The following is a 24,902-nucleotide window of genomic DNA, read 5'->3' as shown; positions in this document are numbered from 1 at the left end:
CATTGTCCCACCCTGAATTACCCTTCACAAATATCAGAGATCATCAAACAGCATGCCCTGGCTGACTTGCCGCTCATTGCTGACATCCGCCTCTCTGACCAGGGCACTGGCCCTGACACCCAGCAAACGAAAGCGATGTTCCAGTGCCACTCTGCGCAAACATTCCCCGGCTGTCCTGCGTATGACGGCAGGATCAGCCGTGGCGACAGGAATGGTGATGTCACGCGTAGAGATACGAAAATCGGTATAGCGTATCTTGATGCCCACGGTTTTGCAGCGGTAACCCTTTTTTGTTAAGTCCCTTGCCAGGCGGGTGCAGAGATCAGTAAAAATCTCGGTCAAAACCGCCCTGTCATGCACGGCATGCAAGTCGCGGTCAAAGGTGGTTTCCCTGCTGATGACCTTGGGCTCTGACTCTGTAGAAATCTCCCTGTCATCAATGCCACGCGCGGCGTTATACAGCCAGCCAGCATAGTTACTGCCAAAAGTCGTTTGCAGCAACCCCAGGTCTGCATTGAACAGCTCACCCACGGTGTTAATACCCAGGCTTGCCAGGCGCGCAGTTGCTTTTGGCCCTATGCCATTCACTTTTTTTACCGGTAAGGGCCATATCCGCGTTGGCAGGTCTTCCATATTCAATATGGTAAGACCGTCAGGTTTGTCCAGGTCAGAGCCTATCTTTGCCAGCAGCTTGTTAGGAGCGACACAAATTGAGCAGGTCAGACCGGTTGCCTCAGCAACGGCCCGCTTCAGGCTATTTGCCAGTTCGCGCGTTTCTTGCGGATGGTCGCTCAGGTCAATATAGATTTCATCTATGCCGCGATTTTCAATTTTCGGCGCAATCTTGCCGACCGCTTCTTTGAACAGCCGGGAGTAATGACGATAGGAATCAAAATCTGTCGGCAGCAGATACACATCTGGCGCCAGCTTTGCTGCCTTCATGATGCCCATCGCAGAAAATATACCGAGCGCCCGCGCTGCATAAGTCGAGGTGGTAGCGACACCGCGCCCTACATAGTCTTTGATGCGCGAAAATTCATGAGTGCCATCACCTCTGGGAATAGGACGATGTGAAGAACCTCCGCCTATGAGTACAGCCTGGCCTTTGAGTTCTGGATAACGCAACAATTCCACAGATGCATAAAAGGCATCCATGTCCAGATGGGCAATCCTGCGCGGTTTAGTATTCATGGCAATCAAGCACTACCTTGCAATGCATCATGGTCTGCGTCGTGCGACTGATCATTAGCTGCCACTGGGTAGCAAGACCACCACACTGCGCACTGTATAAACATTTTCAAGAACTGCGCCACTTAAAGAATAAATAAGATTAAAAAGCGAAATTAAAAACAAGATCAAAAACTGGATTAAAAACAGGAATAAGCTATTTTATCCTGAATTGCACAAATAACTGAACATACATACAGCAAAACCCGATTTTCCAGCAAACAGAGAATTACAGCCACACTCTGTTTAAGCTAAGATAGACTCATCCTGCATTTATCGCTTTTTCCTGCATTTTCTAATGGATTAATGATGAAAAAACTGCTTTCCCTGCTTTTTGCATTCAGTCTGGTATGTGGCCTCAGCCCGGCCAGTGCTGCCCCACCTCAGGCTTATGATGAAACCGCCGACGCCCAGGCAGCGATCAACAAGGCCCTGGCGGAAGCCAAAAAAGTCGATAAAAAAGTCCTGGTCATCTTTGGTGCCAACTGGTGCAAGGATTGCCTGGAACTCGACAAATCCATGCATGGCAAGAATGAGCCTCTGCTAGCCACCAAGTTCATCACCGTTAAAGTGAATGTGGGCCAGTTTGACAAGAACAAGGAGCTGGTGGATTTTTATGGCAATCCTACCAAGAAGGGCATACCCGCTGCCGTCTTGCTGAGGCCAGACAATAGCGTGCTGTTTGCCTCCAAAGGTGGCGAGCTGTCGAATGCACGCAAGATGAGCGAGCAGGGCGTGTATGATTTTTTTGACGAAATCACCGCCCTTTACCGCTGAATAGTATGAAAAAGACTACCTGGCATGTCTGAGCTACCTGCAATGTCAGCCGAGCTTGTACCAGAAGAAACCGAGTTGGCGGCATTGCAACGCAGTCACGCCCTGCTATCCAATTTCTCGCGCTGCCTGCCGGGCATGTTTTATCAGTTCCGCCGCTATCCGGACGCCCGCTTTTGCCTGCCCTATGCCAGTGAAGCAGTAGAAACCTTTTTTGGTGTCAAGGCTGAGCAATTGCGTGAAGATGCCAGCTTCATGTTTGCCAAAATCCATCCCGATGATTTGCCAAAGATGATCGTGGCCGTGCGCAAGTCCTTTGCCGAACTCAGCCCCTGGCACCAGGAATACCGCATCATTGCAGATGGCCAGCCCGATCGCTGGGTCGTTGGCGATGCCACACCGGAACGCCTGCCTGATGGCAGTGTACTGTGGCATGGCTTCCTGAGTGACAATACCGAACGCAAACTCACCGAGCAAAGACTGCTGGCCGCCGAACGCCAGCGTAGCCTGGTCATGAAAGCCTCAAACCAGGGCTTGTATGACATCAACCTGCAAACCGGCGAAGGCAGCTTCAGTCCAGAATATTTGCAGATGCTGGGGCACGATCCCCGCGACTTTGCTCACCCTCAGCAATTCTGGGATTATTTCTGGGGCACTGGTGTCCACCCCGACGATGTCGCGAATCTCAAACACGCTTACAAAGCCCATGCAGCAGCAAAGGGCGCTGCCGATTACCACGCCGAGTTCAGGCAAAAAAACAAGGCTGGCGAGTGGCGCTGGATCATGTCGCTAGGCAGCATCGTTGAATGGGACAGCAAGGGCAAGCCCCTGCGCATGGTTGGTACGCACATCGATATCACCGAGCGCAAACAGACCGAGGAAATGCTGAGGCAAAACCAGGAGCTGCTTGAGTCCAACAAGAACCGTTATAAGGAACTGGCCAGGGAACTGGAAATCCTCATCACCAATGCCCCAGTGGGCATCATGTTTGTTAGCGATGGTGTCATCGTTCGGGCCAACAAGGCACTGGCAGAGCTATGCCGCTTCCCTGATGCCCAAGCCATGATAGGTGTCAAAACCACTTTCCTGTATCAGGGGCCAGAGGATTATCAAGCCTTCAGTGCCCAGGTCACGCCTGGCTTGCTGGCTGATGAGCTGGTGGAACTTGAATGGCATTTGCGCCGCTTCAATGGCGAATCATTCACTGGCCGCGTGGCCGGACGTGCGCTGCCAACCGAGAGCTATGTGCGCGGTGCCGTCTGGATGATAGAAGACGTCACCGAGCAAAGGGGAACCCTGGACGCCTTGCGCACCAGCGAACAGCGCCTGCAAAGGTTGATGAATTCCAGCCTGATCGGCATTATCCAGGGCAATGAAGCAGGCCAGATACTGGACGTGAATGATGTGTTCACCCAGTTCAGCGGTTATGACAGGGATTACCTGCTGACCCAGGACAGCGCCTGGGAAACCTTGCTGTCGCCACAGGATCTGAAGATCTGCCAGCAAGCCTATAAAGACTTGATACAGACTGGCACCACCGCCCCTTTCGAGATCATGCTGCTGCAAAGCGGGAATACCGGCGTACCCATCCTGGTAGGTCTCAGCCATCTGGAAAATTCTGAGCGTGGCTGGGTAGCCTTTGCGATGGATATCAGTGACAGGCTGCGCATGAACCGTTTGAAGACGGAATTCATTTCCGTCGTCAGCCATGAATTGCGCACCCCTCTGACTTCGATACGTGGGTCCCTGAGTTTGCTGGAATCCGGCGTCAGCGGCGTCTTGCCCAAACAGGCCGAGCACCTGATACGCATCGCCCACAACAACAGCAAGCGCCTGATCACCCTGGTCAATGACATCCTGGACATGGACAAGCTGGCCAGCGGCAAAATGATCTTCCGCTCAGAAGCACTGGACCTCGTTGCACTGGTACAAAATGCGCTGGAACTGCATACATCTTATGCCAGTTCACTCAAGGTCAACCTGGTACTCGACCACCACCCGCAACAAGCCTGGATACTGGCTGACCATGACAGGCTCATGCAAGTCATGGCCAACCTGATTTCCAACGCCGCCAAGTTTTCCCGCGAGGGCGAAACAGTGTTATTGCGCGTATTTGGCAAAGGCCCGCGTTACCGTGTTGAAGTCCGGGACAGAGGCGTAGGCATCGCCCCGGAATTCCAGGAACACCTGTTCGAACCCTTCACCCAGGCCGATGGCACGGACACCCGGCAAAAAGGCGGCACCGGCCTGGGCCTGTCCATCACCAAAGCCATGCTGGAAAAAATGCACGGACAAATCGGCTTTACCAGCACAGCCGGTCAGGGTTCAACTTTTTGGTTTGAGTTTGATGTATATCGTTAAAAACAGCCACGAAAATATACGCGCTACCAGCCCTCGTTTTATGGATGTAAAGTCTTCAGCAGAAACCCTAAGACCACCATATCCTTTTGTCTCTTTTCAATAGACTTGTCCGGCAGCGAAAAATGTGTTTGCCTGCTTGCGACGTAAAGAAAAGAATACATGTTCTTATGAAATTGACGGATCGCTGCATCTGTCTTTGCGCAATGCCATGCGGGCACTCTTTTATCGTTTTCACTGCAAGTCATCAAAAAGCTGGCCGATGATGCATCTGACTTCAACAAATTCTGGTAAGGACTCCACTGCCGTCTTGCCTGAGCTTCTTCTTTCAAACCCAGATTACCAAACGCTTCATCATCTATGCTGTCATTATGATGGATATTTGCAGTATCCAGGAACGGCACATCCAGCCATCCGCCTGTGATGATGGCCGGATTCCTCAGGGCGACCATCATTGCAATTGGCGCTCCAGCGCTGGTACCCGTGGTGACAATTTTTCCCGCGATAATCCATTGCTGCTCTATGGCCTTATTGATGCAGGCCTCGGTATCAAAAATGGCATTACTCTTTTTGATGGCACGGCCTTCTTCAGCCCATTTTCTTCCAAGTTCACCACCGCCGCGCGCATGGGCATAAATGCTGGCAATTTCGTTGGCATACAATACGCCCTGCATTGCACTGAACTGTGGCCGCAACGTCACACCATAAGCAGCATACACATTAACGACCGCAGGCAAAGGCCTGGTCAAGCCGGCTCTTCTAATCATCGTACAAGGTACTTCAGTGCCATCAACACTCTTGCCAAAATAGGTCTGCACATCGGTTTTAAATGGATAATTTTTTTTCTGTTCACTGATAAATTCACCATCCTGGTCAACATAGCCATAACTTATTTCACCACTTGATGCACTCAAGCGCAAACGTGGAAAGCGGCTATTTGTATTGCGTAAAAATTCTATTGCTGCTGCATCTTGCACTTGCTTGCTGGTGGCATAAAAATGCTCACCTTGCTCAGTTATGCCAGACAAGAAAAATTTTTCCGCTGCAGCATTTTTGCTCAGCACCAGAAACGCGTCATCCTTGTTAATAAATTTTGTGGTCAGCAATGGGTAAGTAGCCAGTAATTTACTTTTGGCTTTTTGATCGTAGGAAAAAAACTGCACTTCATTTGCCAACTGTTTTTTTGCCGGAGAATCAGCCTTGGCGTATAACACTCCTTTTGATGTTGCTACGAGCTTTGACACATTTTCAAGGCCGGTTGTTACAAATGCATTGCCTGCCTTGCTCTGACTCCACTCATAAACAGTGCCGCTGTCGTCTGTCCCGTGAACAAACGATATCCATGTTCTGTCATTTGATTTTGACCGGTACAACAACATGGCATTGTTAACCTCAGCCGATGGCAAGTCACTGTCCAACAAAATGCAGCTATCAGACTCCGCAAGCCATTTATTTATCCGGCATTTTTTATCCTTCAGCATATCAAGTCTATTGCTGGAATACAGCACTCCATTGTCAGCAGCAAATGCCATAGGTCTCTTCAATCGTCCCTGCAAAGTGTGAATATGCCTGGGCTGCTGATAACTCAGTGAAAAAATTTGGATAACAAGATCTGACTCATTTTCCCAGCCTTGCATTTGCACAGCGATGGTCTGCAAATCATCTGAAAATTTCACATCATCTATTTTGTATCTGCAGATATTGCCAATGATGGTTTGCAAGTTTGCTGCATTGATGTTGTGAGTGGCACCCGCATGTAAAGAAATGCGTAAATCTTCGCAACCTTGTCCAATCAGCGCAGGAACAATCCTCGCCGGGTAAGCGACACTATCTTCGAATTTTGATAGTTGATCAGAAACAGCATCATAAACGTCAACGTGGGCGACGGAGATATTCTGTCCGGTAAGCGCTTTTAAAGTATCTGCACTCTTTTGAGTTTGCTCATATCTGGCAATAGGTTTGAGCATATCCAGATGAAAATAGAAAAAAGGGTCTTGCAAACCCTTAACCGGGATCGAGTACCTGAATAAAGATAAGAGAAAAATTGCCAAACAAAACGACACTAATATGAAATATAAAAGTAACTTTCTCATTATTTTTTTGTACTCTGCATTTCACATTACTACATTAGTATTTAGATCAATAAATTACCGAACCAAGAACAATGCTTCTTTACTCAGCCCGGCAATTTTTAAATCAAATCAGCCACCAGATCTCTCAATCTCATCATCTATCTTTTTCTTATTTTTATTCTCTTTGTCATCTGCAGGGCCACCACAACCGGTCAAAATAATAGTCGCGATAACAAGGAGAGGGAGAAAACCACCAGAAACCTGCTGAACTTCCGCCATGTTTAATTCTTGCATGTAAAACTCCAAAAAAATATGTAAAAAAATATTCATCTAATGAGTAATTAGACATGCAAAGTATTGCAAAAATATACAAATAGTGTTAATAAATATTTTCTAAATAATATTTATTGGTGGCAAACCACGAATAGCAAAAACAAAATAAATGCTCACGTGAAGAACTCTCATAGAACATTTTAAAATTCAGAGGTTATTTAAGGCCTCGTCTTTGCAACAGCATTTCTACATGTGCCTTTTAACGTCAACTATTCATCCAATATGAAAGACCTGAATTCTGAAGGCGTCAAATTCACTGCCCGTTTGAATGCACGGCGAAAACTGCGGCTGTCTGAATAATGTAATTGTGCGGCGATATCGTCCAGGCTCATGTCGGTGTTACGCAAATAATGCCTGGCTTTTTCCATACGCAGGCTTTCTGCGATCTGGAAGTAAGAACAGCCTTCACGCGCCAGCAGTCTATGCAGGGAGCGCTCGCTGATGCCCAATGCGCTCGCCAGTTCCGGCACACTGCGGTAATCACATTGCAAGCCGACCAGTTTGTGCAAAAGGCTTTGCCTGCCTGTCAAGCCGACTGCGGCCAGCTCTGCATCGCAGCGCATTTTGCTGTTGGCGGCGAGGTCAGGGTCAGGGTTGATCAAGAAGGTATCGAGTACCTTGTTGCTGACGATGACGCGGCTGACATCTGCGCCATAGACGACGGGACATCCAAAGAAATTTTCTGCAACGGAACGGCTGGCTTGCCTGTTACCACGCAATTCTACTTTGTCGATTTGCAGAGTCGCACCACACAGGGCACGGCTGACGTTGATGGCGGTTGCCAGGTGATCGGCATCCAGGAAATCCTGTAACTCGCTATCATCAAACAGGGCGCGGGCTGTCAATACCGATGTGTGTTCGCCAGGCTCCAGTTGCAATTGCACCATGGCACCGGCGATCAACTGGTACTCCAGCCCAAAATACATGGCCTCTGACAATGTCGCTTGCGCCAGCATGCCACTCGCCATCGCACCAAGTGCAGGCAGAGACTTGCGGGCACCGGATAATATTCCCAGGTCTGCGCCACCATGATGCCGTGCCTGCAACAAACTCTCCCTGGCTTGCGCATAGCTGATGCGTACATCTTCAGGCGGCGTACCTTCTGCATTCAGGCCCAGTGCCGGGAACATGTCGTGCAAACGCCAGTCACGCTCACGGCCTATCGCCAGCAGACCCGAAAACGGGTGAGCCGGAAATACTGCGTCCTGTACTGAGAGCACTTTGTTGTTCATCTGCGCATTCGCTGCAAGCTGGCAGGATTTGTCCTTACGTTCTGGAGTCTGAAGATTTAATATCCTAAGCTACACCGGAACTCAGATTTCGGCAATATAGTGTGAACCACAATAATATTAAGAGACAATATGACAACTACTACACCCGACTACATCGTCGTCGGTGGCGGCTCCGGCGCTTGTGCCGTGGCTGGCCGCCTGACGGAAGACCCGAATCTGCATGTGACCATACTCGAATCCGGTGGCAAGGGTGATAGCTGGGTAGTCAATACCCCGGCGGGTGTGGTGGCGATGTTGCCGACAAAACTGAATAACTGGGCATTTGAAACCGTACCGCAACCCGGCCTGAATGGCAGGCGCGGTTACCAGCCACGCGGCAAGATGCTGGGTGGCTCTTCGGGCATCAATGCCATGGTGTATCTCCGTGGCCATAAACAGGATTATGACCAGTGGGCAGCGCTCGGCAATACTGGCTGGTCTTATGATGAAGTCTTGCCCTACTTCAAAAAATCAGAAAACAACGAAACCCATGGTGGCCACTACCATGGCCAGTCTGGTCCGCTGCATGTCAGTGAACTGCGCAGCGACAATCCTTACCAGCAAATCTATCTCGAAGCGGCACGGCAGGCAGGTTTCAATATTAATACCGACTTCAATGGCGAAGAGCAGGAAGGCGTGGGCATCTACCAGGTCACCCAGCATAATGGGGAACGCTGGACTGCGGCACGTGGCTACCTGCATCCGCACATGGGCAAACGCAATAATCTGCGAGTGGAAACCGGCTGCCATGTGACGCGCATATTGTTTGAAGGCAAACGCGCCATCGGTGTAGAGTACCGGCAGGGCGGACAGACCAAGACCCTGAAGGCAGGCAAGGAAATCCTGCTGGCGGCAGGTGCTTTCCAGACGCCACAATTGCTGATGCTGTCTGGCGTCGGTGATGGCAAGGCCTTGCAAGCGCTGGGGATACCCGTGGTACATGACTTGCCTGGCGTGGGCCAGAATTTGCAGGATCACCCGGATTTCGTCTTCAAATACCGCGCCAAGAGTCTGGACTTACTCGGCATTTCTGCCGGAGGCAGCCTGCGTATGGTGAAAGAATTCCGCCGCTATCAAAGCCAACGACGTGGCTTGCTGACTTCAAACGGGGCTGAAGGTGGCGGCTTTCTGAAGACTGATCCCAGCCTGACTGCCCCAGACATACAACTGCATTTTGTGCTCGCCATGCTCGATGACCATGCACGCAAGCTGCATCTGGGTCATGGCTATTCCTGCCACATGTGTTTATTGCGTCCCAAGAGCATAGGTGAAGTGACACTTGCAAGCAAAGACCCCATGGCTGCGCCGCTGATCAACCCGCGCTTCCTGGAACACCCGGATGATATAGAAAGCATGGTCAAGGGCTTCAAACTCACGCGCAAACTGATGGATGCACCGGCCCTGGTAGCAGCCCGCACCAGCGACTTCCAGACCGCGAATGTACATAGCGATGATGAGATACGTGCAGTCTTGCGCCAGACCAGCGATACCGTGTATCACCCCATAGGCACTTGCAAGATGGGCGTGGATGCGATGGCCGTGGTCGATCCGCAATTGCGCGTGCATGGCATGACAGGCTTGCGCGTCGTTGATGCGTCCATCATGCCCACCCTGATCGGCGGCAATACCAATGCCCCTACCATGATGATAGGGGAAAAGGCGGCGGATATGATCAGGGCTGCCTTGTAGTCAAAACAGGCTGGCTATTTATTTGCAGCCGTTGCTGTAGTTGCCAGGCTGGGCGCGGGCAGGGCTGGTCTGGCCTGCTCAAAGGCATAGCCCATGTTCAGCAATTTTGCTTCTGACCAGGCACCGGCAAACAGTGACAAGCCAACCGGCAAACCCCTGACTGTACCCATGGGCACGGTCAGGTGAGGGTAACCGGCGATTGCGGCCGGGCTGCTGGCGCTGCCTTCGAGTACATCACCGGCCTTGTAATCGATGAGCCAGGCGGTGCCGGTCGTCGGTGCAATCAGGGCATCGAGCTTGTATTTTTTGAGTACGGCATCTATGCCCTGCTTGCCAGCGCGCAGCTTGATGCGGGCGCTGGCCTGGCGATAGGTAACATCGCTGAGCTTGCCTTTGGCTTGCGCCTGCTCCATCAATTCCTGTGCGAAATAGGGCATGACGGTGTCGGCATGTTGCTTGTTGAAGGCGATTACGTCTGCCATCGTGCGGGTTTTGACTGTGGCTGGGGTTTTGGCCAGGTAGGCGTTCAGGTCTGCCTTGAATTCATACAGCAAGACCGTCAATTCATCTTTATCCAGCTCTTCCAGATAAGGCAAGTCTATCTGATCTACGACGGTAGCGCCTTGCGCAATCAGGGTGACCAGGGTCTGGTCGAACAGCATCTTGGTCGCGGTGTCATAACCGTCCACCAGTTTGCGTACTATGCCCAGGCGCTTGCCTTGCAAGGCGCTGGTTTGCAGACCTGCAGTATAGTCCTTGCTGCGGTGGCGGTTGGCAGCGCGGGTGGCAGGGTCTTGCGCATCGCTGCCAGCCATGACATTCAATAACATCGCCGCATCGCGCACGTTCAGGGTCATGGGACCTGCTGTATCCTGGCTATGGCTGAGCGGGACGATGCCTGTGCGGCTGATCAGGCCTATGGTGGGTTTCAAACCGACCAGACCATTCACCGATGCCGGGCAAACGATGGAACCATCGGTTTCTGTACCGATGGCAGCAGGAATCAAACGCGCAGCTACCGCAGCACCTGAACCAGCGCTGGAACCGCAGGGGCTACGCTCAGGTGCATAGGGGTTGCGGGTTTGTCCGCCGGCACTGCTCCAGCCACTGGTTGATTGCGATGAACGCAGATTCGCCCATTCACTGAGATTGGCCTTGCCAAGAATGATGGCTCCGGCGGCGCGCAAACGGGCTACCACAGGTGCATCCTGCACTGCCAGATTGTCTGCCAGCGCCAGTGAACCGGCGGTAGTCACCATGCCGCGTGCGGCGATATTGTCTTTCAAAAGCAAGGGCAAACCTGCCAGGCTGCCACGTGGTGTTTTTTGCTGATCTACTGCCAATGCGTCTGCCCTGGCTTGCGGATTACGCGTGGTCACCGCCTGAATGCCCTGGTTATACATTTGTATGCGCGCATCATAGCTATCAAAAATTTGCTGTGCCGTGGTTTTACCGGTCTGCAAATCTTGCGCCAGTTCATGCAGGGTCTCGCTGGCAAAGACTTGCTGACCATATAGCAGGGGCAGGGCAGCAAGCAGGCTGAGACTGAACTTTGGTTTGCAAAAATAGATGCTCATGAAAAATCTCTTACGTCTCATTGATCAGAATGGTATGACTTGCTTGCTCAGGGCAACACTGATGATATAAGCAAAAACCAGGATGGCAGCGATGAAAGCAGCAGTGCGTATGGCGGGTGTCTTGCCACGTTTCAAGGCGACTGTGCCAAGAACGATATACAGTATCAGGGCAAATAATTTCGCGGTCAGCCAGTTTTGCTGGAAGGGATATTGCCCGCTCAATACTGCCAGCGTCAGGGCGCTGGCCAGCAAGAGCGTATCTATCACATGCGGCAACACTTTTACCCAGCGCTTATCCAGCATCGCAGAGTCACGCATTTTCCAGATGCCGCGTAGCAGGAACAAGCTGCCGCTCAATCCCACACAAGTCAGATGCAGGTGTTTAATGGCGAGATAGTTGATGGACATGGTGGGTCTGGTTTCCGTGGTAGATTTTTGTGTCTGCCATACTAACCGAAAGCCAGCTTTTTTTGTCGCGGTAAGCGCGGTATGTAAGAGCAAACCCATACCATTTGCGCAACTATCCATTACACTGATGCATGTCAACATTTACTGAAAGAAAACCTGCATGAATTTCCTCAGCCTCACATCCCAAGACGGTGCCACTGCAAAAATTGCCAGCCAGGGCGCACATCTGTGTTCCTGGATACCTGCAGGCGGGGTTGAACAATTATTCATGAGCAAAACATCCGCCTTTCTGGATGGTGTCGCCATCCGTGGCGGCGTACCGGTGGTGTTTCCGCAGTTTTCGAATCAGGGCACTCTGCCCAAGCATGGTTTTGCCCGTACTTGTGAATGGAAGCTCTTGCAGTCTGGCTTGCTGGAAAGCGGTGCGGCCCAGGCCGTCTATGAGCTCAAAGAAAACATCGCCCGACTGACTATCTGGCCTTATGTCTTTCGCGCAGAATTGCGGGTCAGCATACTCGGCAATAGTCTGCAAATCGTGCTGGACATACACAACACGGGCGACACCAATTTCAGCTTCAGCACGGCTCTGCATACCTACCTGGCGGTGCAGGACATTGCGGATGTCAGCCTGCATGGCCTGCAGGGTCTGTATTACCGCGATACCGTTACAGGGGCAGATCATTGCCTGGAAGCGGAGCCCAGCCTGCACATCACCGGCGAAACCGACCGCATTTATGGTCAGGTCCCGGCCCAGCTTGAATTGCGTCAGCCACAACAAAGCACCCTTATACGCAGCAGCGGTTTTGCTGATGCCGTGGTATGGAATCCCGGTGCAGGCGCTGCCAAGATCAATGACCTGCATGCTGGCGGTGAAAACAATATGCTGTGTGTGGAGGCAGCGACGATATTACGCCCCATCATGCTGGCACCAGGTGATAGCTGGAGTGGCAGCCAGACGCTGGAAGTGAAGTCCGCGCACAATCCAGCACACAATTGACAAATGACTATATTTAACACATAGTTACAATTCGACTAGTGTAGGGTCATTTAGTGCCGGTCGGCAAATGTCGTCTATCTTTATTACAAAATAGCTGCAACTTTACCTATTTTCATAAATCATATCCGTCAGGTGTAATCCGCCCGGCGGATTTATTATTTTTGTACCCTGAAATCATAGAAGGATTTTATGCAACAACTACGCTCTGGCATGCAGCTTACTCTCAAACCCGTCTTGCGCGCTTTGGTACTGGGCGGTGCTATCCTGTTTACCGCCCCGGTCACCCTGGCAGACACTCTGCCCAAAGGTGTCAGCCAGGTGACCAGTGTTGAGGGAATCACGGAATACCGTCTGCCCAATGGCCTGCGCGTATTGCTGATGCCAGATGCATCCAAACCGACAGTGACGGTGAATGTCACCTATCTGGTTGGCTCACGCCATGAAAACTATGGCGAAACCGGCATGGCGCATTTGCTGGAACATCTGATGTTCAAGGGCACACCTACCAATCCTAAAATTACGGAAGATTTCAATAAGCGTGGCATGCGCATCAATGGCACCACCTCACTGGACCGCACCAATTATTTTGAACTGTTCCAGGCCAGTGATGACAACCTGAAATGGGCACTGGAGATGGAAGCTGACCGCATGGTCAATTCCAATATTGCCAGAAAAGACCTCGACACCGAGATGACGGTCGTGCGCAATGAATATGAACGCGGTGAGAACTCACCCGGAGCTGTACTCATGAAACGCATGCAAAGCGTGGCCTTTGACTGGCATAACTATGGCAATTCGACCATAGGTAACCGCAGCGATATAGAAAACGTCAAGATAGAAAACCTGCAAGCCTTTTATCGCAACTACTACCAGCCAGACAATGCCGTGCTGCTGGTAGCCGGTAAGTTTGAAGCTGAGAAAGCCCTGCAATGGATCAATGCCTCCTTTGGCAAGATCGCCAAACCAACGCGCAGCCTGCCACAGTTCTGGACTACAGAACCAACTCAGGATGGCGAACGCAGCTTTGTCGTGCGCCGCAAGGGTGACAGCCAGATGGTCATGATCGCCTATAAAGTACCGGCTGGCCTACACCATGACCGTGATGCCCTGAGTTATGCAGGCAGCATACTGGCTGGCGCACCACATGGCCGCCTGCATAAACAACTGGTGGAAAACGGCAAGCTGGTACAAGTATTTACCAGCAGCATGGGCCATGTAGAGCCTGGCCTGAAGATCATTGGTGCCGTGGTCAAGAAAGGCGAATCCGTCGATGCGGCGAGAGATATGCTGCTGGCAGGTATAGAAGAGTTCAAGAATAATCCACCGACCAGGGAAGAGCTGGAACGCATCAAACGCGATAATGCCAACTACTATGAAAAACTGCTGAACAACCACGAATCCATAGGGATCAGCATGTCTGAATATATCGCCATGGGTGACTGGCGCTATCTGTTCAAGGACAGGGATGATGCAGGCAAAGTCACTGCCGAAGAAGTCACTGCTGCCGTGAAAAAATATCTGGTGCGTGACAACCGTACCGTAGGCAGCTTTATCCCGGAAGATAATCCACAGCGAGCCGAAATACCAGCGGCGCCTGGTATTGCTGAAGTCATGAAAGACTTCAAGCCCAAAGAAGCAACACTGACGGCAGAAGTATTTGATCCGTCCCCGGCGAATATCGACAAGCGCACGCAAGTGAGCAACATAGGCAATCTGCAGGTAGCCCTATTACCTAAAAAGACCAGGGGCGAAACCGTAAATGTCTCGCTGAGTTTGCATTGGGGTGATGAAAAAACCCTGTTCGGTAAAGCCAGTGTCTTGGGCTTTACCGGTGGTTTGTTGAGCACAGGCACCAGCAAATATTCCCGCGCACAACTGGCTGATGAGATGTCCAAGCTGAAAATGAGTGGCGGCCTGTATTCATTCCAGACCACCAAGGCAAATTTGCCTGCGGCACTGGAACTGGTGGCGCATGTCTTGAAGGAAGCCAATTTCCCGGAAAGCGAATTCAAACAATTGAAAGAAAAAGCCCTGGTCGGCATAGAGGCATCCCGCAATGAGCCATCTGCGGTCGCGAGCCGCGCCCTGGCCCAGCATTTCAATACCTATCCCAAAGGCGATGTACGTGCATCCATGACACTGGATGAATCGCTGCAAGCCATACGCGATCTCAAGCTGGAAGACATCAAGGCTTTCCATAAGGATTTCTATGGCGTATCCAAGGGTGAATTGTCCATCGTCGGTGATTTTGATGTAGATAGCACGAAACAGACCGTTGCCAAAGTGTTTGATGGCTGGACCAGCAAGTCTCCTTACACCCGCCTGGCCAGCAAGCGTCAGGAGGTCAGTGTGGTGCGCCAAACCTTCAATACACCTGACAAGGAAAATGGCGTCTATTCCAGCCGCATGAACCTGACTTTGCGTGAAGACGATGCCGACTTCCCTGCTCTGCGTGTGGCCAATTATATTTTTGGTGGCGGTGCCGGCATGAACTCGCGCGTGATGGAGCGCATACGTCAAAAAGATGGTCTGTCTTATGGCGGCGGTTCCAGCCTGACTGCCGGTGAAATCGACCCGGTAGGTAGCTTCAGTATCAACGCCACGGCGGCTCCACAGAATCTGGAAAAACTGGAAATCGCCGTCAGGGAAGAACTGGCACGCGCCCTCAAGGAAGGCTTCACTGCCGATGAACTGGCCAAAGCCAAATCCGGGCTCTTGCAGCAAAGAGTACAAGGCCGCAGCAGCGATGGTGCAGTAGCCAGCGGCTGGAACAGCAATCTGTACCTGAAACGCACCTGGGCCTGGTCACAAGCCATGGATGACAAGATACAGGCGCTGACCCTGGAACAGGTCAACGATGCCTTCCGCCGGTATATAGACCCGGCCAAAATGAGTGTCTTTATTGCTGCGGACGAAGCCAAGGCCAAGGCGGCAACTGCCAAGTAATTTTGTTTTTTCATCAAACCGGAAATGTCAGATTTCCGGTTTGACAGAAGGATGGCAGCTCAGCCCTTCCAGCTTCTTTGCAGGCCAGTGTCAGTATGTATCCAGCCACCCTGGGCGGTCTGGCGGTAATAAAAGCCGACGCCGCCCTGGCGGAAGCTTTGTATCAGCTCACCCAGAATTTCTTCATGTAGCTGGGGGATGCGGATGTCGGCGGCCTTGCCTTCCATGTGCAGGGATTTGCGGGCTGCGGGCACGCCTTGCTCTATAAGACGGGTATTGGACGCCTGGGTACGGTAGCCAGACAGGATTTCAAGCGGTCTGGTCATGCCAAAACGGGCGATATAGGCCTGGGTGGCCCACAGGGTTTCCAGCAGTTTGGGGTCTATGGGTGCAGTTTCCTTGCCATTGACGTCGCGCAGGATGTGGCACAGTTGCTGGTAGGCTGATTCCAGCACTTCGCCGTCTTTCCAGTACAGTATCTTGCTGCGCTCGCCTGTGGCAGGGCGTATCAGGTCCATGGTGCGGGGCTTGACCCAGAATTCTATGTCCAGCGCCTGTGAGTCAAACAGATCAGGCGGCGGCGTTGGTTGCGCATGTTTTTCAGTGCCAGCGTTGGTAATGTCAGCCGCATGCAGGATGACATGCGGGCCGGCTAATGCGGTACTGCCGAGCAAGAGCCCATTCTTTAGTAATTGGCGGCGCGTTAACGTCATTCTATGATTTCAGGATTGATAAAATAAAAACCAGCTTAGTGTATATCGCCATAATAATCAAAGCCCTGCGGTTTATCCGGCAAATTTACGCTTGGTCACACAGAATTTGCATTCTGTCTTTTTGCCTTGTGATCTCCATACAAAACAACATTACACTAGAAGCATCCAATAACTCTTATTACAAAACGATATCATGATCAAATCTTTAGGATGTCTGGCGCTGTTGACAGTCTTGCTCGGCGGCTGCGAAGTCAGGGTCAATGGCGATGCCATCAAGGGTAGTGGCAAACAGCTTACCGAGAAGCGTGCGGTGACTGAGTTCAGCGCCATAGAAAATTCCGGTTTTTTTGATGTGGTGGTCACAAATGGTTCTACCCCGTCGCTGGAAGTCAGCGGTGACGACAATCTGGTGCCGGAAATTGAAACCGTGGTGGAAAACAAGGTCCTGATCATACGCAGCAAGCGTAAATCCTATAGTTTTACCTGGACCAACCGACCCGGCACGATCAGGGTCACTGCCAGTGGCCTGAACCGTATCAATAATAATGGCAGCGGTGATATAGAGGTACGTGACCTGCAAGCAGACAGCCTGGCCGTGAACCTGAACGGCTCCGGCGACCTGAAGATCACTGGCAAGGTGAATGCCCTGAAATTGATGTCCAACGGAAGTGGTGACATGGATTTGCAGCAACTGCAGACCGGCAAGGCTGAAGTCGAATTCCATGGTTCTGGTGATACGCACATGAATATTGTGAGCCAGTCACTGGATGCCAGCATCAACGGCAGTGGCGGCTTAAGTGTTGACAATTTGCAATCTGTTCCCGTCAAGCTGGTGCAACATGGTTCTGCTGATATCAAGCTGGGTGGAACGATCAAGGCGCTGGAACTGGACATGTCTGGCTCTGGCGATATCCAGATCGAGGACATCAGGGCAGAACAGGCCAGCATACGCAGCAATGGCCCGGGTGAACTGAGCCTGAGTGGCGAGATTACTGTCCTGACCCTGACCAGCAGCGGCTCTGGCGATGTCAATGCAGATCATTTGAAAATCAGGGATTTACAGATCGTCAACAATGGCCCGTCGAACCAGAGTTATCGAGGCATTACAGGCATATTCAAGCTGGAAAATTCCGGTTCTGGTGATTTTGATGTGGAATTGCAATCGGAAGCCGCGCTGGAAGTCATGATGAACGGCCCGGGTGAAACCCGCCTGAAAGGCACAGCCAAAAGCCTGAGCGCCAGACTGACTGGCAGTGGTGACCTGCATGCCCGTGATTTATTGCTCGACAGTGCCAGTATCAAGGTCACCGGCCCAGGCGAGGCTGAAGTGAATGTCAAGAAAACAGGTGGCTCACGCATCGTCAAGATAGACAGGAATGGCGTAGCGAATTAAACAAACTGACCTGAGTTCAAAAGGGGTTCATGCATGGCATGGACCCTTTTTTTGTTTTTGGAGGCGCAACAATGATTTGCCATATTTAACAAGCTTTACACTCCCGACCGGCTTTTGCGCACAGCCGCCAACAGTCAAAGCAGATAATTTGCGCTAAGATAAAGCGTATGCTTTAAAGCCCTGTCGATAATGCCAAGTTATACACGCTTATTGTGTTGCCTCTTGCTGGTTTGCTCTGGCTGGGTCAGTGTGGCACATGCACAAACAAAGTCTGGCGTGGTGTTATTGATGAGCGAAGAACTGGATGGCAAAGGTAATGTCATTCCACTTTCTGCAGAAGTTGTGGAATTGCTGCGCTACCTTGAGCAACATACCAGGCTCAAATTTGAAGTAAGGCGCTACCCCTGGAAAAGAGCAGTGGAAAATGCGGCCATGGGTGAAGGCCTGATCTTTGGTATGTCCAAAACCCGTGAACGCCAGCGCAACTTCAAGTTCAGCGCGCCCATCTTTAGCGACCAGGCGCTGCTGGTGACACTCTGCAATGCCAGGTTTACTTTTAATTCTATCAACGACCTGAAAGGCAAGACCATAGGCATAGTACGTGGCACCAGCTATGGAGAAGAATTTGACCGCCTCAGCAATGACTTGTTCAAGGTCGAGGATGACACCGGCAATAACCTGGGGCGTTTCAGGAAACTGAGCATGCACCGCATGGATGCCTTCTTGCTGTATAGCGCAAGTGGCAATATAGGCAGGCTGGAAAACCATATCAACCAGCAATACGCGGCAGAATATGGTGACAAACAAATAAACAGCGAAGCAAACAGTAAATTGTTTTGCATATTGCCGAGACCGGTATCATCGGTAGATATCCATATCGCCATGCGCACTGATGGCAATGCCAGCCTGCTGCAAAAAATCGACAAGGCCATCATGCAGGGTCGCCAGAGTGGTGAACTGGCACGTATTTATGCACCGAGGTGAATGCGGGAGTGAGTGCAGAAGTAAATGCAGTAGCGAGCAGGGCTCAGGCTATGCGGGCACCCTTGTATTGATGCCGTAATACCAGACGGCTGCTGGAGATCAGGCTATTCAAGCCCAGTATCAGTTGTATCAGTACATGGCCTGGTAAACCCCAGACTTGTCCCTTCGGTGGCGTGCTGCGGGTCACTGCAGTCAATACCGGCGTTACCCATTGTGCTTCTTCTGTCAGGTCCAGCATGACATCGCCGTCAGAATTGGTATGCAGGTAGAGTTCGCCGCCATGTAGCAGCGTCAGGCAAATGCCCTGGCCAGTAGTTGGCTTGTCACCCAGGGCTTGCTGTAATTCGCGGTGCTGCAAATCCATCCAGGCTTCTACATCCAGTGCGGTTTCAAGAGAGACCCACGGATGCTCTTGCAAATCTTGCGCCGGGTCAGGTTGCTGCTTGTCATTAAACATCATCTTGCTTCTTAATTATTTTCTTTAATGCCATTTTCTTGCACATGCAATTTGACTGACACATAAGCTCAAGCTGCATTTTGACACAAATAAACTACCGACTCTTACATGAGCTGATCTGCTTGCTAAAAAATACACGCACCCTGCACTAAATTAATACAAATTTGTTCGTATTCACAATTGCTACACATATCTCATTTAAATTTCTGCGTTTGTCAGGTATCTTCCCGGTTTCCCAATTTCAGCGCTAACTTGATGCGGATATAAGGCCGCCCCTGTAGAACGATATTTCATGACTGTCTCCGCCCCCATTTCTTTGCTGAATCGCCATCTCAAGCACCGACTGATACAGATATTCTCGTGAACAGCACGGCCACCGCCCTTTCCTATCCCTTACTTCTGAGTCCACCACCGGCTTCGCCAGTCATCACGGCAGTCACGTCTGCCAAGCTGGATGGTACCTATACCATTGGTGAGCAAATCAGCATCACTATCACTTTTGATCAGGCAGTTGATGTCACTGGCATACCGCAGTTGACACTGGAAACCGGCACTATTGACCGGGTGATCGACTATGTGGCGGGCAGCGGCAGCAATACCCTGACTTTCAACTACACCGTGCAAACAGGGGATAGCAGCACCGATCTGGATTACCACGACGTTGCTGCACTGACCTTGAATGGCGGGACGATTAAGCTTAGTGGTGATACCACCGATGCGGACCTGACACTGGCGACACCGGGCACGGCAAATTCACTGGGGGCGAATAAGGCGCTGGCGATCAATACCAGTATCCCTGTCATCAACAGTATCGCCATCAGTTCAGCTACGGGTATACAAAATAACAGCCTCAACGCTGGCGATGTGGTGTTTATCACTGTCACCATGTCTGAAAACACGACGGCCACAGGCACACCGCAATTGTCCATGAATATCGGTGGCACGACAGTAAATGCGGGCTACAGTTCCGGCAGCGGCAGTACCGCCCTAGTATTCAGCTACACCATAACGGCAGGGATTAACGACAGCAATGGTATCAGTATCGCCAGCAACAGTGTCAACCTGAATGGTGGCGGCCTGAATAGTGCACTGGGCAATGCTGCCGACCTCAGCCACACTGCCGTCACGGACAATAGCAATTATCTGGTCGATACCAGCAAGCCTGCCACACCTGCCGCGCCAACACTGGATATGGCCAGTGATTCTGGTGTCTCTTCTTCGGATGGCAAGACCAATATCAGTACCCCGACATTCACTGGTAACACGGAAGCTTTTGCAACAGTCACTCTGTATGACACAGGCGGCGCGGTCATACTGGGCACGACAACAGCAGACAGTTCAGGAAATTGGTCCATCACAGTCACCCAGGATCCTGCGACGGTGCTGCCACTTGCTGGTACACATAGCGTCAGTGTCAGGGCGGTGGACGGGGCAGGCAATATCAGCGACGCATCTGGCAACACCAGCATTACCATCGACACTACAGCTCCGGCGCTGGCACAGGCGATTACCCTGTCCGATACTGCATTAAAAATCGGCGATACGGCAACCATCACCATCAAGTTTACTGAGGCAGTAAACAATTTTACGACAGCGGATTTGAATGTGCCGAATGGCAGGATCACCGGCTTGACAAGCGCTAACGGTGGCATCACCTGGACAGGCACGTTAACCCCGAATGCCAACGTCACCAACACGTCCAATGTAGTACGCCTGGATAATACTGGTGTCTATGATGTGGCTGGAAATGCCGGTACAGGTAGCAGCAATTCGCCCAATTACTCTATTGACACCGTCCGGCCCACACTCGCGTCAGCAATCACAATCTCCGATACGGCTTTAAAGATAGGCGATACTGCGACAGTCACCCTGGTTTTTTCTGAAGCCATCGTAGGGTTTACCGTGGCTGATTTAACGGCAACAAATGGCACATTGTCCAACCTGACCACTGGTGATGGCGGAGTCACCTGGACAGCAAGACTGACTCCCGCTGTTAATGCCAGCAATAATAGCAATGTCATTACGCTGGATTACACCGGTATCAACGACCTGAGTGGCAATGCAGGTACCGGCAGCGCCACATCAGGCAACTATAGCGTCGATACTTTGCGGCCTACGGCCACTGTCGTGGTTGCCAACAACAATCTGACCAGCGCCAGCACATCATTGGTTACCTTCACTTTCAATGAGGCCATCAGCGGATTCAGCAATGCAAATCTGACGGTGGCGAATGGCAGCTTGACGGCTGTCACTTCCGGCAATGGCGGTATCATCTGGACGGCTACCCTGACACCTGCGTCTGGTGTGGTAGCTGCCAACAATGTCATTACCCTTAATTACAGCGGTGTCAGCGACAACGCCGGCAATGCAGCAACAGGCAGCACGAATTCCAATAACTATGCCATCAATGCCGGTGTAAACCTGGCTCCCACGGATATCAGGCTGAGTGCATCGGTCATCACACAATCTGCTGCAGATAACACCGTTGTTGGAACCCTGACAGCAACGGACCCTAATCCTGGCGACACCGCCAGCTACAGTCTGGTGACAGGGAATGGCGCGAATGACTAGGACAATGGCAAGTTCCTTATCTCTGGTAATAGCCTGATCGCAAAACATCCTCTGGACATGACAGCAGGTAACTACGCGGCGCTGGTACGCGCCACAGATGCGGCTGGTGCTGCATATGAAAAAAATCTGCTCATCACTGTAACGGACAATATTGCCCCCAAACCCTGGCGATTAATCGCGTGCAGAGTGAAATCAATAATCTGGGTACCCTGGATTACAAAGTCAGCTTCAGTGAGGCCGTCACAGGGGTTAATCCAGCCGCTTTCTCACTGCTCACCACAGGCAGTGTGAGGGCCAGCATCAACAACGTCACCCAGCTCGATGCAAGCAACTATATAGTCAGCATCAGCAATCTGGTGGGCGACGGCACACTTGGTTTGAATCTCGAGAATGCCGGTACTGGCATTCTTGATAAAGCCAACCTGGCCTTGATTGGCGGCTTTACTGGCCAGCGCTATCAGGTTGATCAAACTGCGCCAGGCACCCACATCACCCGGCTAAGTTTTTCCAATGATGACGGCGTCAGCAATTCTGATTTCATGACCACGGCAAGTGTGCAAACCATCTCGGGTAATCTGAGTGCGCCGTTGGCTGCGGATGAGTGTGTTCTTCTGTCGCCGGACAATGGCAAAACCTGGATCACGACAACCGCCAACCCCGGGACGCAGCAATGGACACTGGCCGGACAAGCACTGGAAGGCAGCAATACCCTGATCATCAAAGTCGTTGATGCTGCAGGAAATGCGGGCAGTGCACTGTCACAGAATTATTCGATACTCAAATATGACGCTGGCATTGATTCTGATGCTGACGGTGATGGTGCCTATATGAGTGTGGAAACCCTGGTACCGAATTTATTTGGTGAAGGTCTGGGTGATGGTAATGGAGATGGTATTGCCGATCAATCGCAGAATGCGGTCACATCCCTGCAGTGGCAGGATCATTCGTCGAGTCCACATTATCTGACCCTGAGTAATACTCAGCACATCATACAAAAAAAAGTCACTACTAAATCTGCCGTCACCAACAGCGCCACAGAAATACAGCTCCCCTATGGTAGCTTGTCTGCGCAACTGGAAGGCTTTAGCAGCCATGCCGAAGTCAGATTGTCGCTATACACCACGGCAGATAGTGCGGTGAATGGCTTCTGGACGCAGACAGACAGCGGTGAATGGATAAACCTGGCGACGAATATCACAGCATCTGGAAACAAGCTCAAAGTTGATTTCACAATTCTTGATGGCGGACCAGGTGACCTGGACGGCAAAGCCAACGGCAAAATTTCATTTTCAGCAGGACTGGGAAATAAGACAGGGAATGCGGAGACAATTGCGATCAAACCCAGTACCTCCTTACCCGGCGACAAGGATGGTGATGGCATCCCGGATGCGATAGAAGCAAAGGTCGGTACCAAGCTTGATGTCAAGGACAATGATGTCTTGCACCGTTCAGACCTGTTTGCCATGCAGCTCTATCGTGACGTGCTGTTCCGTGAGACGGATACCGCGGGTGTGCAGTACTGGCAGCAGCAAATCGATAGTGGCAAGATGAGCCGGGCGCAGGTGGCGGCGTCGTTCATGGAGTCAGCTGAATTCCAGAGTGGCATAGGCGGCATCACGCGTCTGTACTTTGGTGCCTTTGACCGTTTGCCTGACCGTGAAGGCCTGGCTTACTGGATGCAGGTGCAAAAGGATGGCATGAATCTGAGTAAAATCAGTGCTTCGTTTGTGTCGAGTGCAGAGTTCCAGAAGACTTACGGGGCGCTGGACAATACGGCCTTTGTGGACCGGGTCTACCAGAATGTGCTGCACCGCAGTTCAGATGCAGCAGGCAAAGCCTACTGGCTGGGGCAACTGGGCAATGGCCTCTCCAGGGGCGATATGCTGGCGGGCTTTACGGAATCGACGGAGTTCAAGGCGAATTCGCAATCCAAGGTGTCACTGACGCTGGATTACATTGGTTTGCTGGGGCATGCACCGGATCAGGCGACGTTTGATGCCTTGCTGGCGCAGTCGGGGACCGATGTGGTCACGCTGGTCGGGCAGTTTATTAATTCGCCTGAGTATCTGGCGAGGTTTATGCCCGCATAAGCATCTCCGTTACGGCTTCCACAAACACTTAATGTTACTGGGATACTTGTGGAAGCAGCAGGAAGATTATTTCAGCGTCCAGGCGAATGCCAGGGTATTCCAGCCTGGTGTCGCACCGACCTGGAAGCGGCAAGCTTTCAGGGCACGCAAGGATGCCTTGTCGAGTTTGCGAAAACCGCTGGAGTCAATAATTTTTGCATCGATCACCGTGCCCTTGTCGTTGAGCAGGTAGTTGAGCTTGACCAGGCCCTGTTCTTCATCATTCAATGTACGTTGATCATAGCTTGGTGCTTCGCAACCAGATGCGGCAAACGCCTCATTGGCTTCCATGGCAAAGGCAGGCAAGGTGACCAGGGCAAAAGCCAGGGTAGTGACAAAGGCGTACAGGCGGAAATGTGGGGACATAATAAACTCCTCAGGTTATGAATGAATTTGCAACTGCATCATGATATTTGCTGCGTTTTCACTACGATGTGTGCATCGCTGAATTGAGCTGATCACGGGAAGATGGATGCAATATACGTCGCCAGCACTTCGCTAAAAAATCAATAATTCGTATAGGCATTATTTCCAAAAAACATAATGCTCATGACGCATTTATTTGGTGCAGCAGGCTGGTTTGAATTGTTCCCGAAATTCTCCACACTTGTGCAAATTCGCTGGAAAAGCCCGCCAATATTGCGTTTACTCTTCATGCTGGTGCAAAAAAATTTATTTGATCCCAGTAAAATATTTTTCATATTTTTTGTAACAGATACACATTTGCCTGACTTTTTTCATTTTTTATACCCGGCTGGATGTCGCGCAGACTTCTCGCGCGCTCTAGTATTTATTTTCCCTGCACTTAAAAAAACTGCTCTTACGAAGTGCTTACGCGGATGCGATAAAGTCACTTTTTTTAACATCCTTTGCGCTTTCATTTTCAGGTCGCTGAACTATTCTGCATATTGGCGTCAGGCGACGCCTGCTCAAAGCTCCAGACTCCAGGCTTACCCAGATTTTGGCACCAGGTCACAGTGAGAAAAAGGTGCCCGACCTGACC

General features: G+C 51.3%; 19 protein-coding genes. 10 read left to right on the top strand and 9 right to left on the bottom strand.

Annotation, left to right across the window (positions count from 1 at the left end):
• Positions 1-33: 33 nt before the first annotated feature.
• Positions 34-1,191, bottom strand: coding sequence for a DNA polymerase IV (locus UNDYM_RS28695; RefSeq protein ID WP_162044217.1), 1,158 nt, complete (start codon positions 1,189-1,191; stop codon positions 34-36).
• A 345-nt stretch (positions 1,192-1,536) separates the two neighbouring features.
• On the opposite strand from UNDYM_RS28695, the gene UNDYM_RS28690 reads away from it, so the two are divergent.
• Together UNDYM_RS28690 and UNDYM_RS28685 are read left to right on the top strand one after the other, a co-directional pair.
• Positions 1,537-2,004: a thioredoxin family protein gene (locus tag UNDYM_RS28690; protein ID WP_232063631.1), complete on the top strand. Its 468-nt coding sequence runs from the start codon at positions 1,537-1,539 to the stop codon at positions 2,002-2,004.
• Positions 2,005-2,028: 24 nt separating this feature from the next.
• On the top strand, positions 2,029-4,362 hold the full coding sequence (locus tag UNDYM_RS28685; protein WP_162044215.1) for a PAS domain-containing sensor histidine kinase: 2,334 nt from the start codon (positions 2,029-2,031) through the stop codon (positions 4,360-4,362).
• 38 nt (positions 4,363-4,400) lie between these two features.
• On the opposite strand, the gene UNDYM_RS28680 is transcribed toward UNDYM_RS28685, so the two are convergent.
• From UNDYM_RS28680 to UNDYM_RS28670, 3 genes are all read right to left on the bottom strand, one after another.
• Positions 4,401-6,326, bottom strand: coding sequence for a prolyl oligopeptidase family serine peptidase (locus UNDYM_RS28680; RefSeq protein WP_162044214.1), 1,926 nt, complete (start codon positions 6,324-6,326; stop codon positions 4,401-4,403).
• Between the two features lie 234 nt (positions 6,327-6,560).
• Positions 6,561-6,725, bottom strand: coding sequence for a class IIb bacteriocin, lactobin A/cerein 7B family (locus tag UNDYM_RS28675; RefSeq protein ID WP_162044213.1), 165 nt, complete (start codon positions 6,723-6,725; stop codon positions 6,561-6,563).
• A gap of 248 nt (positions 6,726-6,973) precedes the next feature.
• A complete protein-coding gene (locus UNDYM_RS28670; RefSeq protein ID WP_162044212.1) occupies positions 6,974-7,996 on the bottom strand; it encodes an AraC family transcriptional regulator in 1,023 nt (340 codons plus the stop codon).
• A 129-nt stretch (positions 7,997-8,125) separates the two neighbouring features.
• Here UNDYM_RS28670 and UNDYM_RS28665 point away from each other — a divergent pair, with 129 nt between their 5' ends.
• Positions 8,126-9,724, top strand: coding sequence for a GMC family oxidoreductase (locus tag UNDYM_RS28665; protein ID WP_162044211.1), 1,599 nt, complete (start codon positions 8,126-8,128; stop codon positions 9,722-9,724).
• Positions 9,725-9,738: 14 nt separating this feature from the next.
• Here UNDYM_RS28665 and UNDYM_RS28660 read toward each other — a convergent pair whose 3' ends face one another.
• Positions 9,739-11,301 (bottom strand): amidase, encoded by a 1,563-nt coding sequence (locus tag UNDYM_RS28660; RefSeq protein WP_232063630.1) that lies wholly within the window; start codon positions 11,299-11,301, stop codon positions 9,739-9,741.
• Positions 11,302-11,325: 24 nt separating this feature from the next.
• The gene (locus UNDYM_RS28655; RefSeq protein ID WP_370529422.1) at positions 11,326-11,709 is read right to left on the bottom strand and encodes a SirB2 family protein; all 384 of its coding nucleotides are present in this window, start codon (positions 11,707-11,709) and stop codon (positions 11,326-11,328) included.
• Between the two features lie 160 nt (positions 11,710-11,869).
• On the opposite strand from UNDYM_RS28655, the gene UNDYM_RS28650 reads away from it, so the two are divergent.
• Entirely contained in the window at positions 11,870-12,706 is an 837-nt protein-coding gene (locus UNDYM_RS28650) for a D-hexose-6-phosphate mutarotase (RefSeq protein WP_162044209.1), read from the top strand.
• A 189-nt stretch (positions 12,707-12,895) separates the two neighbouring features.
• Complete coding sequence (locus tag UNDYM_RS28645) at positions 12,896-15,652, top strand: pitrilysin family protein (RefSeq protein ID WP_232063629.1); 2,757 nt, start codon at positions 12,896-12,898, stop codon at positions 15,650-15,652.
• Between the two features lie 59 nt (positions 15,653-15,711).
• Here the strand turns inward: UNDYM_RS28645 and UNDYM_RS28640 are convergent, their stop codons facing one another.
• On the bottom strand, positions 15,712-16,365 hold the full coding sequence (locus UNDYM_RS28640) for a DUF882 domain-containing protein (protein WP_162044208.1): 654 nt from the start codon (positions 16,363-16,365) through the stop codon (positions 15,712-15,714).
• 193 nt (positions 16,366-16,558) lie between these two features.
• Between UNDYM_RS28640 and UNDYM_RS28635 the strand changes: the two genes are divergently transcribed.
• Entirely contained in the window at positions 16,559-17,758 is a 1,200-nt protein-coding gene (locus UNDYM_RS28635; protein WP_162044207.1) for a GIN domain-containing protein, read from the top strand.
• Positions 17,759-17,947: 189 nt separating this feature from the next.
• Positions 17,948-18,742, top strand: a complete 795-nt coding sequence (locus tag UNDYM_RS28630; protein WP_162044206.1) for an ABC transporter substrate-binding protein — start codon at positions 17,948-17,950, stop codon at positions 18,740-18,742.
• A gap of 43 nt (positions 18,743-18,785) precedes the next feature.
• Here UNDYM_RS28630 and UNDYM_RS28625 read toward each other — a convergent pair whose 3' ends face one another.
• A complete protein-coding gene (locus UNDYM_RS28625; RefSeq protein WP_232063628.1) occupies positions 18,786-19,199 on the bottom strand; it encodes a hypothetical protein in 414 nt (137 codons plus the stop codon).
• 360 nt (positions 19,200-19,559) lie between these two features.
• On the opposite strand from UNDYM_RS28625, the gene UNDYM_RS28620 reads away from it, so the two are divergent.
• Together UNDYM_RS28620 and UNDYM_RS28615 are read left to right on the top strand one after the other, a co-directional pair.
• Positions 19,560-21,770, top strand: coding sequence for an Ig-like domain-containing protein (locus UNDYM_RS28620; RefSeq protein WP_162044204.1), 2,211 nt, complete (start codon positions 19,560-19,562; stop codon positions 21,768-21,770).
• Positions 21,771-21,949: 179 nt separating this feature from the next.
• On the top strand, positions 21,950-23,860 hold the full coding sequence (locus UNDYM_RS28615; RefSeq protein ID WP_162044203.1) for a DUF4214 domain-containing protein: 1,911 nt from the start codon (positions 21,950-21,952) through the stop codon (positions 23,858-23,860).
• Between the two features lie 66 nt (positions 23,861-23,926).
• On the opposite strand, the gene UNDYM_RS28610 is transcribed toward UNDYM_RS28615, so the two are convergent.
• The gene (locus tag UNDYM_RS28610) at positions 23,927-24,265 is read right to left on the bottom strand and encodes a TonB family protein (protein ID WP_162044202.1); all 339 of its coding nucleotides are present in this window, start codon (positions 24,263-24,265) and stop codon (positions 23,927-23,929) included.
• Positions 24,266-24,442: 177 nt separating this feature from the next.
• Between UNDYM_RS28610 and UNDYM_RS28605 the strand changes: the two genes are divergently transcribed.
• The gene (locus UNDYM_RS28605) at positions 24,443-24,880 is read left to right on the top strand and encodes a hypothetical protein (protein WP_162044201.1); all 438 of its coding nucleotides are present in this window, start codon (positions 24,443-24,445) and stop codon (positions 24,878-24,880) included.
• The last annotated feature ends 22 nt before the right edge of the window (positions 24,881-24,902 follow it).

This window comes from Undibacterium sp. YM2, assembly GCF_009937975.1.
In the GTDB taxonomy this organism is placed as follows: domain Bacteria; phylum Pseudomonadota; class Gammaproteobacteria; order Burkholderiales; family Burkholderiaceae_D; genus Undibacterium.
Note: the sequence above shows the minus strand (reverse complement) of the source record. Positions and strands in the feature narration are given on the sequence as shown.

Excerpts from the sequence above, each read along its gene's own strand:
- UNDYM_RS28680 (WP_162044214.1), bottom strand. The coding sequence starts at position 6,326 with ATGCTCAAACCTATTGCCAGATATGAGCAAACTCAAAAGAGTGCAGAT.
- UNDYM_RS28645 (WP_232063629.1), top strand. The coding sequence starts at position 12,896 with ATGCAACAACTACGCTCTGGCATGCAGCTTACTCTCAAACCCGTCTTG.
- UNDYM_RS28630 (WP_162044206.1), top strand. The coding sequence starts at position 17,948 with ATGCCAAGTTATACACGCTTATTGTGTTGCCTCTTGCTGGTTTGCTCT.
- UNDYM_RS28670 (WP_162044212.1), bottom strand. The coding sequence starts at position 7,996 with ATGAACAACAAAGTGCTCTCAGTACAGGACGCAGTATTTCCGGCTCAC.
- UNDYM_RS28695 (WP_162044217.1), bottom strand. The coding sequence starts at position 1,191 with ATGAATACTAAACCGCGCAGGATTGCCCATCTGGACATGGATGCCTTT.
- UNDYM_RS28640 (WP_162044208.1), bottom strand. The coding sequence starts at position 16,365 with ATGACGTTAACGCGCCGCCAATTACTAAAGAATGGGCTCTTGCTCGGC.
- UNDYM_RS28675 (WP_162044213.1), bottom strand. The coding sequence starts at position 6,725 with ATGCAAGAATTAAACATGGCGGAAGTTCAGCAGGTTTCTGGTGGTTTT.
- UNDYM_RS28690 (WP_232063631.1), top strand. The coding sequence starts at position 1,537 with ATGAAAAAACTGCTTTCCCTGCTTTTTGCATTCAGTCTGGTATGTGGC.
- UNDYM_RS28610 (WP_162044202.1), bottom strand. The coding sequence starts at position 24,265 with ATGTCCCCACATTTCCGCCTGTACGCCTTTGTCACTACCCTGGCTTTT.
- UNDYM_RS28655 (WP_370529422.1), bottom strand. The coding sequence starts at position 11,709 with ATGTCCATCAACTATCTCGCCATTAAACACCTGCATCTGACTTGTGTG.
- UNDYM_RS28625 (WP_232063628.1), bottom strand. The coding sequence starts at position 19,199 with ATGTTTAATGACAAGCAGCAACCTGACCCGGCGCAAGATTTGCAAGAG.
- UNDYM_RS28660 (WP_232063630.1), bottom strand. The coding sequence starts at position 11,301 with ATGAGCATCTATTTTTGCAAACCAAAGTTCAGTCTCAGCCTGCTTGCT.
- UNDYM_RS28685 (WP_162044215.1), top strand. The coding sequence starts at position 2,029 with ATGTCTGAGCTACCTGCAATGTCAGCCGAGCTTGTACCAGAAGAAACC.
- UNDYM_RS28650 (WP_162044209.1), top strand. The coding sequence starts at position 11,870 with ATGAATTTCCTCAGCCTCACATCCCAAGACGGTGCCACTGCAAAAATT.
- UNDYM_RS28635 (WP_162044207.1), top strand. The coding sequence starts at position 16,559 with ATGATCAAATCTTTAGGATGTCTGGCGCTGTTGACAGTCTTGCTCGGC.
- UNDYM_RS28605 (WP_162044201.1), top strand. The coding sequence starts at position 24,443 with ATGCTCATGACGCATTTATTTGGTGCAGCAGGCTGGTTTGAATTGTTC.
- UNDYM_RS28665 (WP_162044211.1), top strand. The coding sequence starts at position 8,126 with ATGACAACTACTACACCCGACTACATCGTCGTCGGTGGCGGCTCCGGC.